Annotated in this window: 11 protein-coding genes; 10 read left to right on the top strand and 1 reads right to left on the bottom strand. The window is 69.1% G+C overall.

All coding sequences use genetic code 11. The annotated features are described in order from the left end of the window. The first annotated feature begins 11 nt into the window (after positions 1 to 11). From AC1DS3_RS11900 to AC1DS3_RS11945, 10 genes are all read left to right on the top strand, one after another. Positions 12 to 986, top strand: coding sequence for an ABC transporter permease (locus AC1DS3_RS11900; protein WP_477127218.1), 975 nt, complete (start codon positions 12 to 14; stop codon positions 984 to 986). Further along, positions 983 to 1,825 (top strand): ABC transporter permease, encoded by an 843-nt coding sequence (locus tag AC1DS3_RS11905; RefSeq protein ID WP_174428021.1) that lies wholly within the window; start codon positions 983 to 985, stop codon positions 1,823 to 1,825. The genes AC1DS3_RS11900 and AC1DS3_RS11905 overlap by 4 nt, the downstream gene beginning before the upstream one ends. Next, positions 1,822 to 3,501, top strand: a complete 1,680-nt coding sequence (locus tag AC1DS3_RS11910; RefSeq protein ID WP_477127219.1) for a dipeptide ABC transporter ATP-binding protein — start codon at positions 1,822 to 1,824, stop codon at positions 3,499 to 3,501. Before AC1DS3_RS11905 ends, AC1DS3_RS11910 begins: the two co-directional genes overlap by 4 nt. Then, the gene (locus tag AC1DS3_RS11915; protein WP_477127220.1) at positions 3,498 to 4,502 is read left to right on the top strand and encodes a 2-hydroxyacid dehydrogenase; all 1,005 of its coding nucleotides are present in this window, start codon (positions 3,498 to 3,500) and stop codon (positions 4,500 to 4,502) included. The genes AC1DS3_RS11910 and AC1DS3_RS11915 overlap by 4 nt, the downstream gene beginning before the upstream one ends. Before the next feature lie 82 nt (positions 4,503 to 4,584). Continuing rightward, positions 4,585 to 5,982, top strand: a complete 1,398-nt coding sequence (locus AC1DS3_RS11920) for an aspartate aminotransferase family protein (RefSeq protein WP_441636062.1) — start codon at positions 4,585 to 4,587, stop codon at positions 5,980 to 5,982. Next, positions 5,982 to 6,932 carry a DMT family transporter gene (locus AC1DS3_RS11925; RefSeq protein ID WP_441636030.1) on the top strand — a complete coding sequence of 317 codons (951 nt, stop codon included), beginning with the start codon at positions 5,982 to 5,984 and terminating at the stop codon, positions 6,930 to 6,932. The genes AC1DS3_RS11920 and AC1DS3_RS11925 overlap by 1 nt, the downstream gene beginning before the upstream one ends. 4 nt (positions 6,933 to 6,936) lie before the next feature. Next, a complete protein-coding gene (locus AC1DS3_RS11930; RefSeq protein WP_441636032.1) occupies positions 6,937 to 7,662 on the top strand; it encodes a GntR family transcriptional regulator in 726 nt (241 codons plus the stop codon). Further along, positions 7,659 to 8,687 (top strand): histone deacetylase family protein, encoded by a 1,029-nt coding sequence (locus AC1DS3_RS11935; RefSeq protein ID WP_441636034.1) that lies wholly within the window; start codon positions 7,659 to 7,661, stop codon positions 8,685 to 8,687. The genes AC1DS3_RS11930 and AC1DS3_RS11935 overlap by 4 nt, the downstream gene beginning before the upstream one ends. Then, complete coding sequence (locus tag AC1DS3_RS11940; protein WP_477109204.1) at positions 8,684 to 9,745, top strand: phosphotransferase; 1,062 nt, start codon at positions 8,684 to 8,686, stop codon at positions 9,743 to 9,745. The genes AC1DS3_RS11935 and AC1DS3_RS11940 overlap by 4 nt, the downstream gene beginning before the upstream one ends. Positions 9,746 to 9,765: 20 nt before the next feature. Next, a complete protein-coding gene (locus tag AC1DS3_RS11945) occupies positions 9,766 to 11,073 on the top strand; it encodes an aspartate aminotransferase family protein (RefSeq protein ID WP_477109205.1) in 1,308 nt (435 codons plus the stop codon). A gap of 35 nt (positions 11,074 to 11,108) precedes the next feature. Here AC1DS3_RS11945 and wrbA read toward each other — a convergent pair whose 3' ends face one another. Further along, positions 11,109 to 11,729 carry an NAD(P)H:quinone oxidoreductase gene (gene wrbA / locus AC1DS3_RS11950; RefSeq protein ID WP_441636040.1) on the bottom strand — a complete coding sequence of 207 codons (621 nt, stop codon included), beginning with the start codon at positions 11,727 to 11,729 and terminating at the stop codon, positions 11,109 to 11,111. Positions 11,730 to 11,831: the final 102 nt, after the last annotated feature.

Here is an 11,831-nt window from a genome sequence, read left to right on the forward strand (position 1 = left end):
GGGGCAAAGCCATGAGTCGTACGCAGCGCATGCTAGGCCGGGTGGTACAGGGCGTGATCGCGATCCTGGTCATCGCGACCGTCAACTTCCTGCTGATCCGGGCCGCGCCGGGAGACCCTGTCTCGGTGATGGCTGGCGAGGCCGGGGCCTCCGACCCGCAGTTCGTGGCGCAGTTGCGCAYGCAGTTCGGGCTGGACAAGCCGGTGCCGGAGCAGCTTGCCACTTACCTTGGCCACGTGGTGCACCTGGACCTGGGCTACTCCTACCGCCAGCAGCAGCCGGTGCTGGACCTGATCCTGCAGCGCCTGCCGGCCACRCTGATCCTGACCGGCAGCGCCTTCCTGCTMTCGGTGCTGTTCGGCGTGGTGCTGGGGGCGTGGGCTAGCCGGCGCGCGGGGAGCTGGGTGGACAACGCCATCACCCTGTTCGCCCTGGTGTTCTACGCAACGCCCTTGTACTGGCTGGCGATGATGGCGGTGCTGCTGTTCTCGGTCAAGCTCGACTGGCTGCCCGGCTTTGGCTACTTCACCGTGGGGGCGGACCTGCATGGCCTGGCGCTGGTGTTCGACATTGCCACGCACCTGGTGCTGCCCGCGCTCACGCTGGCGCTGTTCTACATGGCGGTGTATGCGCGCATGACACGGGCCTCGATGCTGGAGGTGGCGCAGATGGATTTCGTCAAGACCGCGCGCGCCAAGGGTGTGCGGCCCGGGCGCATCCAGCGCGCCCACATCCTGCGCAACGCCCTGCTGCCGGTGGTGACGCTGGCCGGCATCCAGGCCGGCGGCATGATCGGCGGCGCGGTGCTGACCGAGACGGTGTTCGCCTGGCCCGGCATTGGCCGCCTGATGTTCGACGCCCTGCTGCAGCGTGACTACAACCTGCTGCTGGGCTGCTTCCTGGTCACCGCGGCCATGGCCGTGTTGTTCAACCTGTTGACCGACTTTGTCTACACGCTGGTCGACCCGCGGATCGAGATGCAATGAAAAACACTTTCTGGCGGCGGTTCTGCCGCAACAAGGCAGCCGTGCTCGGCATGGTGGTACTGGTGGGCTTTGCCGTGCTCGCGCTGTTCGGGCCGTGGATGGCCGGGCATGATCCCTGGGACATGGTGCAGCAGCCGTTCCTGCAGCCGATGCAGGAGCCCGGCTTTGCCATGGGCACCGACACCATGGGGCGCGACATCCTGGCGGGCGTGATCCACGGCGCGCGCATCTCGCTGCTGATCGGCGTGGTGTCCACGGTGGTCTCGCTCTTGATCGGCGTGACCCTGGGCGCCATTTCCGGCTACTTCGGCGGGTGGATCGATGCGGCGCTGATGCGCTTCACCGAGCTGTTCCAGGCGGTGCCGAGCTTTGCGCTGGCGCTGGTGCTGGTGGCGATCTTCGAGCCGTCCATCGGCTCCATCGTGGCGGCGATCGCCATCGTGTCCTGGCCGCCGGTGGCGCGCCTGGTGCGCAGCGAGTTCCTCACGCTGCGCCAGCGCGACTTTGTGCAGGCCGCGAAGCTGGCCGGGCAATCGACACCACGCATCATCCTGTCGCAGATCCTGCCCAATGCCAGCTCGCCCATCGTCGTGATGGCCTCGCTGATGGTGGCGACCGCCATCCTGCTCGAATCCAGCCTGAGCTTCCTGGGTCTCGGCGACCCGAACCACATGAGCTGGGGCTACATGGTGGGCTCGGCGCGCACCGTGCTGCGCCAGGCCTGGTGGATGGCGGTGTTTCCCGGCACCGCCATCCTGCTGACGGTGCTGGCGCTCAATATGGTGGGCGAAGGCCTGAACGACGCGCTCAATGCGCGCCTTGGCGGGAGCGGACGATGAGCACACCAGTACTAGATATCCAGGACCTGAGCATCCGCCTGCCTGCCGGCGGCGACCGCGCGCTGGCGGTGCAAGGCGCCTCGCTGACGCTGGAAGCGGGCCAGACCCTGTGCGTGGTGGGCGAGTCCGGCTCCGGCAAGTCCATGATCGCCAATGCGGTGATGGGCCTGCTGCCGCGCCCCCATGTGGAGCCGGTGGCCGGGCGCATCCTGTTTGAGGGCCAGGACCTGCTGCAGCTGGATGACGACGCCATGCGCGAGCTGCGCGGGCAGAAGATCGGCATGGTGTTCCAGGAACCCATGACGGCGCTCAACCCGGTGATGCGCATCGGCGACCAGATCGCCGAGGTGTTCGATGCGCACCAGCGGCTGGGCGCGGCCGACAAGCGCAAGCGCATCGTGGCGGCGCTGGCCGATGTCGGCTTGCCCGATCCGGAACTGCTGTACGACAGCTACCCCTTCCGCCTGTCGGGCGGGCAACGCCAACGCGTGATGATCGCCTGCGCCATGGCGCTGGAGCCGCGCCTGCTGATCGCCGACGAGCCCACCACGGCGCTCGACGTGACCACGCAGGCGCAGATCCTGCAGCTGATTCGCGACCTGCAAAAGCGGCGCGGCATGGCCGTGCTGTTCATCACGCACGATTTCGGCGTGGTGTCCGAGATCGCCGACCAGGTGGTGGTGATGCAAACCGGCACCATTGTCGAGGCCGGGCCGGCCGCGCGCGTGCTGACCGATCCGCAGCACCCCTATACCCGCAAGCTGATCAGCGCCATTCCCGGCGGGCACCTGCGCCAGCCGCCCGTGCAGGTAGAGGCCAACCGCGTGCTGCAGGTGCAGGACCTGTGCAAGACCTACCGCACCGGCGGCGGCCTGCTGCGGCGCGGGCGCGAGGTGCAAGCCGCGCGCAACGTGAACTTCGAGCTGCTGCGCGGGCAGACGCTCGGGCTGGTGGGGGAATCGGGCTCCGGCAAATCCACGGTGGGCCGCTGCATCGTCGGCCTGGCGCCGTTCGACAGCGGCCGCATCATGATCAACGGGCGCAACCTGTCGCAAGGCGGCGGGCTGCTGCAGCGCGCGGGCGGCAAGCTGCAGATGGTGTTCCAGGATCCTTACGCGTCGCTCAATCCCCGGCACCGGATCGGTGCGGCCATCGCCGCCGGCCCCATCGCGCAGGGCGTACCGCGCCAGGAGGCACAGGCGCGCACGCTGGAGCTGCTCGGGCTGGTCGGGCTGGGGCCGGAGGCGGCCGAGCGCTACCCGCATGAGTTCTCCGGCGGGCAGCGCCAGCGCATCGGCATTGCCCGGGCGCTAGYGATGCAGCCGGAATTGCTGGTGKCGGACGAGCCCGTCTCCGCGCTGGATGTGTCGGTGCAGGCGCAGGTGCTGGAGTTGTTCGCCAAGGTGCGCGAGCAGTTCAAGCTGGCCATGGTCTTTATCACCCACGACCTGCGCGTGGCCGCGCAGATGTGCGACAAGATCGCCGTCATGCAGCGCGGCGAGGTGGTCGAGTACGGCGAGACGGCCCGCGTGCTGAGCGCGCCCGAGCATGCCTACACGCGCAAGCTGATCGAAGCCATCCCGCGCTTGACCCGGGTGCAGGGGGCAGCGCAGGCACCCGAGATACCAGAGCCACCAGAGCCAGCCCGCCTGCAAGCGGTCGGGGGCTACGCATGACCCGCACCGACCTCGACAATCTGGCCGGGACACGGAACAAGATGGACACGACGACAAACAAGCCACCCTGCGTGGCGCTGCTCAGCAGCGTGCTCGACATGCACTACCTGGTACCCGCCTTCCGCGCGGCGGCGCCCGGGCTGGACCTGCGCGTGGGCCCCGACCTGGGCGCGCTTGACGACATCGATGCCGCGGTCTGCTGGGCGCCCCCGCCCGGCCTGCTGGCGGCCATGCCCAAGCTGCGCCTGGTGCAGTCGCTGGGCGCGGGCATCGACCACCTGCACAGCGACCCGGACCTGCCGCCAGGGCCAACCGTCTGCCGCATCGTGGATACCGCCATGGCGGGCACCATGACGGCCTACGTGACGTGGGCCGTGATCCAGCACCAGCGCAGCATGGGCGCCTATCTGGCCAGCGCGGCGGCCGGGCAGTGGCAGGAGCAGCCCATCGTGGCGCCGTCACGGCACCGCGTGGGCATTGCGGGGCTGGGCACGCTGGGCATTGCCAGCGCCCGCGCGCTGCAGGCGGTGGGCTATGCGGTGCKCGGCTGGAGCCGCAGCCCCAAGGCGGGCCTGCCCGAAGGCGTTGAAGCCTTCCACGGCCAGGACGGCCTGGATGCCTTCCTGGCGGGCTGCGACGCGCTGGTTTGCCTGCTGCCGCTGACCGCGCAGACGCAGGGTTTCCTGTGCGCCGGCCTGTTCGCCCGCCTGCCGCGCGGCGCGCACCTGATCAACGTGGGCCGGGGCAGCCACCTGGTCGAGCCTGACCTGCTGCGCGCGCTGGACGACGGCACGCTGGGCGCGGCCACGCTGGATGCCTTCCAGCACGAGCCGCTGCCATCCGGGCATCCGTTCTGGCGGCATCCGCGCATTGTGGTCACGCCGCACGTGGCGGCACGCACCGATCCGGCGACGATCGCGCGCCAGACGCTGGATAATCTGGCCCAGCTGCGCCGCGGGCAGCGGCCTGCCGTGGCTGTCGACCCGGCACAGGGATATTGATATTGACGCGTTTGACCTTGGCATGCCGCTGCCCCAGCGCTCCGACACACCCGATACCAACAAACAACAGGACGTCACTGACATGACCGTCGCCTTGCCCTCCCACGCCGCCCTTGCCGCAGACGATATCGCGGCCCACCTGCACCCCTTTACCAACCTGGCCGCCCACCCCGGCGTCGGCCCGCTCGTCATCACCAAAGGCGACGGCATCTATGTGGAGGACGACCAGGGCAAGCGCTACCTGGAGGGGATGTCCGGCCTGTGGTGCAGCTCGCTCGGGTTCAGCCATGCACGCGTGATCGAGGCCGGCGTGGAGGCCATGCGCACGCTGCCCTACTATCACACGTTCAACCATCGCTCCAACCCGGCCGCCATCATGCTGGCCGAGAAGCTGGTCGCGATGGCGCCGGTGCCGATGTCCAAGGTGTTCTTCGCCAACTCCGGCTCGGAGGCCAACGACACCGCCGTGAAGCTGGTCTGGTACTACCACAACGCCATCGGCAAGCCGGACAAGAAGAAGATCATCGCGCGCACCAACGCCTATCACGGCGTCACCGTGGCGGCTGCGAGCCTGAGCGGCCTGCAGGCCAACCACCGCGATTTCGACCTGCCCATCGACCGCATCCTGCGCGCCGGCTGCCCGCACCACTACCGCTACGGCGCGCCGGGCGAGAGCGAGGCGGCGTTCGCCAGCCGCCTGGCGCAGGAGCTCGAAGCGCTGATCCGGGCGGAGGGCCCGGACACGATCGGCGCCTTCATCGCCGAGCCGGTGATGGGCGCGGGCGGCGTGATCGTGCCGCCGGCCACCTACTTTGCCGAGATCCAGGCCGTGCTGCGCCGCCATGACATCCTGCTGATCGCCGACGAGGTGATCTGCGGCTTTGGCCGGACCGGCGCGATGTTCGGCTCCACCACCTACGGCATGCAGCCCGACATCCTCACCTGCGCCAAGGCGCTGTCCTCGGGCTACATGCCGATCTCGGCGGTGATGGTGTCGGAGAAGGTGCATGCGGCCATTGCCGCCAACAGCGGCAAGATCGGCACCTTCGGCCATGGCTTCACCTACTCGGGCCATCCGGTCACCACGGCGGTGGCGCTGGAGACGCTGCGCGTCTATGAGGATGACCACATCCTCGATCACGTGAATGCCATCGCGCCCCGCTTCCAGCAAGCGCTGCGGGCCTATGCCGGGCGAGCGCTGGTGGGCGAGGTGCGCGGGGTTGGCCTGCTGGGCGCGGTCGAGCTGGCGGCGGATCCGGCGGCGCGGCGCGCCTTCGACCCGGCCCTGAAGGCTGGCCCGCGCCTGGCCCAGCTGGCCCAGGAGCACGGCCTGATCGTGCGCGCCATGGGCGACACCATTGCGTTCTGCCCACCGCTGATCATCACCGAGGCGCAGATCGACGAGCTGTTCACGCGGTTCGAGCGCGCCATGGTGGCGCTGGAGCGTGAGTTCCCGCCCAGCAACAAGGCTGCCGCCTGATGACCGGCCCGGCCAATCCTTCGCTACGGCTCACCACGGCGAGTGCGCGCCGCGACGGCATCCTGCTGTTCTTCTGCGCGCTGGTGGCGTTTGCCAGCTACGACGCCTTCTGCAAATGGATGCTGCGCGACCACTCGGCGCCCATGATGAACCTCACCCGCTATGTGTCGGTGAGCGTCATCGCGCTGGTGTGGCTGCTGCGCGAAGGCGGCTTGAAGCTGTGGCGCACGCCCTGCAAGTGGCTGCTGCTGGCGCGCGGGCTGGCGCTTGGCATCGTGGCAAGCTGCTTCATGGCCGCGCTGGTGCACATGCCGCTGGCCGAGGCAACGGCGATCTACTTCACCGCGCCGCTGATCATGGTGGCGCTGTCGCCGGCGGTGCTGGGCGAGCGGGTGGGGCGCGCGCAGTGGGCCGCGGTGCTGGCCGGCTTTGGCGGCATGCTGCTGATCGTGCGGCCCGGCGGCGACCTGCCCTTGGCCGGCACGGTGCTGATGATCGTCTCGGCCGTGTGCTACGCGGCCTTCCAGCTGCTGACGCGCCGGCTGGCCGGCGTGGTCGCCGGGCCGGTGCTCTATGCCTGGACCGCGCTGATCTGCCTGGTGGTGACCGGCGTGCCGGCGCTGGTAACGCTGCCTGAGGTCATGCCGTCCGCACCCGACATCTTGCTGATGATGGCCGGTGGCGCCTGCAGCGGCCTGGCCCAGTTGCTGCTGCTGGCCGCCTTCCGGCGCGTTGCCGCCGCCACGCTCGCGCCGCTCAATTACTTTCAACTGCTGCTCGCCGTGCTGATCAGTACCTTTGTCTTCCAGCGCCCGCCCGATGGCATCGCGCTGGCGGGCATCGTGCTGATCATGCTGTCGGGCGGCTACCTCGCATTGCGCGGGCGGCAGGCGCCGCCGGTGCCGCCCGCGCCGCTGGTAAAGCCGGTCGTAGCCMGACCCAAGGACTAAGCCCATGTCTGATTCCACATTCGACGAATCCTCGCCCTTTGCCTCCATCGAAGTCTCAGACCTGGTGGCGGCGGTGGAGGCGCAACTCACCCAGGCCATCGTCGAAGGCCGGCTCCCGCCCGGCAGCCGCATCGTCGAGGCCGACATCGCCCGCCGCATGAATGTCAGCCGCGCGCCGGTGCGCGAGGCGGCGCGGCGGCTGGAGCGCCAAGGCGTGCTGGTCTCGCGCCCGCGCCATGGCTTTGCGGTGCGCACGGTGACGGTGCGCGAGATCGACGACCTGTTCCAGGTACGGCTGAACCTGGAGCTGATGGCCGCATCGCTCGCCTGCAAGCAGGCGCCGGAGGCCGGGCTGAAGCAGCTCGTGGCCATGGTCGACCGCATGGTGCAGGAGGCCGAATCGCTGCCACAGATCGAGCGGGTGGCGCGCGACCTCGCGTTCCACACAGCCATCTGCGAGCTGTCCGGCAATGCCTACCTGCATCGCATGTTCTCCATGATGCAAACGGAAATCCGCATGATCGTGGCGCTGATCGACAGCGTGTACCACGACCCCAAGGCCGTGGCCGAGACCCATCGCCCCATTGCCGAGGCGATTGCGCGGCGCGACGAAGCCGCCGCGCAAGCCGCGGTGCGCTTCCATATCGATGACGCCTGGGTCCATGTCCGGGCGGTGTTCATGCAAAAACAAGGCGCCGCCGAGGCGCCCCCGATGGAGTCCGTCCTATGAAAGTCGTCTACAGCGATCTGCATCTCGACCACGACCCGCACGCGTTCATGGTGCGCGGCAAGATGAAGCGCAGCAATGAGCAGCCCGAGCGCGCCCTGCGCCTCTTGGCGGCGGTGCGCGCCGATGGCCACGACGTGATCGCCCCCGCCGATCACGGCCCCGGCCCGCGCGCCGCGATCCACACGCCGGAATACCTGCGCTTCCTGGAAACCGCGTACGACCGCTGGCAACTGCTGCCCGACGCCTCCGAAGAGGTTTTGCCCAACATCCACCCCTTCCCCGGGCAGCCCTGCACCTATCCCGACAGCGTGGTCGGCCAGGCGGGCTTCCACATGGGCGACGCCGCCTGCTCCATCGGCCCCAGCACCTGGCGCGCGGCGGTCGGCTCGGCCGACGTGGCCACCCACGCCGCGCAGCTGGTCGCAGACGGCGAACGCGCCGCCTATGCGCTGTGCCGCCCGCCGGGCCACCATGCCTATGCGGACCGCGCCAACGGCTTTTGCTACCTGAACAACACCGCCATTGCCGCGCAGCACCTGCGTCGCCACCATGACCGCGTCGCCATCCTCGACATCGACATGCACCACGGCAACGGCACCCAGGGCATCTTCTACCGGCGCAACGACGTGCTGACCGTGTCGCTGCATGGCGACCCGATGCTGTTCACGCCCTTTTTCACCGGACACGCGCACGAGCGCGGCGAGGCGGAAGGCCTCGGCTACAACATCAACCGGCCGCTGGCGCGCGGCACCGGCGACGAGGCCTACCTGGCGGCGCTGCGCGACGTGTGCCAGAGCATCCGCGCCTTCGCGCCCGGCGCGCTGGTGGTGGCGCTAGGGCTGGACGCGCACGAGCGCGACCCATACCAGGCACTGGCCGTCACCACGCCCGGCTTCGCGCTGATCACCGCGGCAATCGCGCGGCTGGGCTTGCCGACGGTGCTGGTGCAGGAAGGCGGGTATCTCTCAGACGACCTTGGGCCCAACCTGTCCAGCGCGCTGCGCGGCTTCGCGAGCGCGGCATGAACGGGCCGGCAAGCGCGGCGCTGGCGGCCGCCGATGTGCTTAGCGAAGGCTCGCCCGAAGTCCCTGTGACGTGGGCGATGGCGCTGCTCACGCAGCACTACGGGCTGGCGGGCCGGCTCTCCCCGCTGACCGGCGAGCGCGACCGGAACTTCCTGCTGGAAACGCCAGCGGCAAGCTACATGCTCAAGGTCTCGCATCCCGCCGAGCTGCCGCTGGTGGCGGACTTCCAGACCCAGGCGCTGCTGCACATCGCCGCGGCCGACCCCGCCCTGCCCGTGCAGCGCATCGTGCCAACCCTGGCGGGCCAGCCATCGCTGATCATCCAGCCACCCGGTGGCCAAGCGCGCGTGGTGCGCCTGTTCAGCTACCTGCCTGGCGAGCCGCTGCCCAAGGCGCAGCGCTCGCAAGCGCAGGCACGTGAGCTGGCGCGCACGCTGGCCCGGCTCGACCTGGCGCTGTGCGACTTCCGCCATCCCGCCGGCGAACTGGAGCTGCCGTGGGACATCCAGCGCGCCGACCGCGTGCGCGGGCTGCTCGACAGCGTCCCAGACGCGCCGCGCCGCGCGCTGGCAAACCGCGCGCTGGATCGCTTTGCCGCCAACGTGCAGCCCCGGCTGGCGCACCTGCGGGCCCAGCCGATCCACAACGACTTCAATATCTATAACGTGCTGGTCGACCCGCAAGACCACGCGCGCATTGCGGGCGTGCTGGATTTTGGCGACATGGTCCATGCACCGCTGATCGACGACCTGGCCGTTGCCACCGCCTATCAGGTTGACCCCGCCGGCGACACGATGGCCACGCTGGCGGACTTTGCCGCCGCGTATCACGCGGTGCTGCCGCTGCAAGCGGATGAGGTCGACGTGCTGTTCGACCTGGTGCAGGCCCGGCTGGTGATGGTGGTCGCCATCAGCGGCTGGCGCGCCGCGCGGCATCCGGAAAACGCCCCCTACCTGCTGCGCAACAACGCAGTCTCCTGGGACCGGCTGGCGGCCTGCGACGCGATCCCCACTGAACAAGCACGCTCCGTCCTGCGCCGCGCCTGCGGGCTGGCGTGACCACGACACCAAGGAATCCGATGACCACGGCAGCAGCCACCCCTAGCGTTGCAGCATTGACCGAGCGGCGCGCCCGCGTGCTTGGGCCGGCGTACCGCCTGTTCTACGAGGAGCCGCTGCACATCGTGCGCGGCGATGGCGTCTGGCTTTACGACGCCAACGGCGAGCGCTACCTCGATGCGTATAACAATGTGGCCTCGGTCGGCCATTGCCATCCACAGGTGGTGCAAGCCATTGCCCGCCAGGCGGCGCAGCTGAACACGCACACACGCTACCTGCACGAGGGCATCCTGGATTACGCGCAGCGCCTGCTGGCCACCATGCCGGACGCGCTGGGCCATGCCATGCTCACCTGCACCGGCAGCGAGGCCAACGACCTGGCGATGCGCATCGCGCGCGCCCACACCGGCGCGCAAGGGCTGATCATCACGCGCTTTGCCTATCACGGCGTGACCGCGTCCATTGCCGAGGCATCGCCCTCGCTCGGGCGCTACGTGAAGCTTGGCGACAACGTGCGTACCGTGCCGGCGCCGGACAGCTACCGCGTTGCGCCGGCGCAGCTCGGTGCCGCCTTTGCCGACGGCGTGCGCCACGCCATCGAGGACCTGCGCGCGCATGGCATCCGCCCTGCCGCGCTGCTGGTCGATACCGTGTTCTCCAGCGACGGCATCTTCACCGATCCGCCCGGCTTCCTGAAAGACGCGGCCGCCGCCATCCGCGCGGCCGGCGGCGTGTTCATCGCCGACGAGGTGCAGCCCGGCCTGGGGCGCACCGGCGAGGCGTTCTGGGGATTCCAGCGGCATGGCGTGGTGCCGGACATCGTCACCATGGGCAAGCCGATGGGCAACGGGCATCCGCTGGCCGGGCTGGCCGTGCGCCCCGACGTGCTGGAGGCATTTGGGCGCGAGTGCCGTTACTTCAATACCTTCGGCGGCAATCCAGTGTCTGTCGCCGCGGGCATGGCGGTGCTTGACGTCATCGAGCAGACGCAACTCATGGCGCAGGTGCGGCGCGTGGGCGCGTACCTGCGCGAGCGGCTGGCCGGCGTGGCGGCGCGCCGTCCACTGATCGGCGATATCCGCGGAGCCGGGCTGTTCGTCGCGGTGGAGTTTGTCGAAGACGGCGATGCCGCGCGACCCGCGACCGCGCAGACGGCGCGCATCGTCAACGGCCTGCGGCAGCGCCACGTGCTGGTTGGCGCCACCGGCGAAGCGGCCAACATCCTGAAGATCCGCCCGCCGATGGTGTTCACCGAAGCGCACGCCGACCTGCTGGCCGACACCCTGGACGCGGTGCTGGCCGAGGTGGAGAACAAGCGGGCGGCCTGAACCCGAACCCGCCGGCCAGCCAGCCAGCCTCCCGGCTAACGCGCCGCCAGCTTGGCGGCAATGCCGGCCACGTGCCGGCCCTGATACTTTGCGATCGCCAGTTCGTTCTCGCTGGGCTGGCGCGAGCCGTCGGCGGCCGTCAGGGTGGAGGCGCCATAGGGCGTGCCCCCCGTGATCTGGCTCATGTCCAGCAGCCGCGCTTCGGCGTAGGGCACGCCAACAATCACCATGCCCTGATGCAGCAGCGTGCTGTGGAAGCTGGTAAGCGTGGTCTCCTGGCCGCCGTGCTGGGTGGCGGTGCTGGTAAAGACACTGCCGACCTTGCCCACCAGCCCACCGCTCATCCACAGCCCGCCGGTCTGGTCGAGAAAATTGCGCATCTGCGCGCACATATTGCCAAACCGCGTGGGGGTGCCGAACAGGATGGCATCGGCGTCGGCCAGTTTGTCCGGCTCCGCCACCGGCACATGGGCGAAAGCCGCCCKAGCGGCCTTGGCGCCACTCTTTTCCAGCACGGCGTCGGGCACCAGTTCCGGCACCTGGAGCAACGTCACCTCGGCGCCATCGACTTCGCGCGCGCCCGCCGCCACGGCTTCGGCCATTTTGTAGACGTGCCCGTACATGCTGTAGAAGACCACCTGGATCTTGCAGGTCATGACATCCTCCTGAGTGCAATGCCAAATACGAAATGACGAAATGACGAAATGACGAAATACGAAGTACGAAATCGGGACTTCGGGCCGGAACAGGCCATCCGT

Source organism: Cupriavidus sp. 01L46 (assembly GCF_056399905.1).

What these genes read in the sequence shown, in the direction of transcription:
- AC1DS3_RS11940 (WP_477109204.1), top strand. Translation starts at nt 8,684, where the DNA reads ATGAACGGGCCGGCAAGCGCGGCGCTGGCGGCCGCCGATGTGCTTAGC.
- AC1DS3_RS11920 (WP_441636062.1), top strand. Translation starts at nt 4,585, where the DNA reads ATGACCGTCGCCTTGCCCTCCCACGCCGCCCTTGCCGCAGACGATATC.
- AC1DS3_RS11945 (WP_477109205.1), top strand. Translation starts at nt 9,766, where the DNA reads ATGACCACGGCAGCAGCCACCCCTAGCGTTGCAGCATTGACCGAGCGG.
- AC1DS3_RS11905 (WP_174428021.1), top strand. Translation starts at nt 983, where the DNA reads ATGAAAAACACTTTCTGGCGGCGGTTCTGCCGCAACAAGGCAGCCGTG.
- AC1DS3_RS11930 (WP_441636032.1), top strand. Translation starts at nt 6,937, where the DNA reads ATGTCTGATTCCACATTCGACGAATCCTCGCCCTTTGCCTCCATCGAA.
- AC1DS3_RS11935 (WP_441636034.1), top strand. Translation starts at nt 7,659, where the DNA reads ATGAAAGTCGTCTACAGCGATCTGCATCTCGACCACGACCCGCACGCG.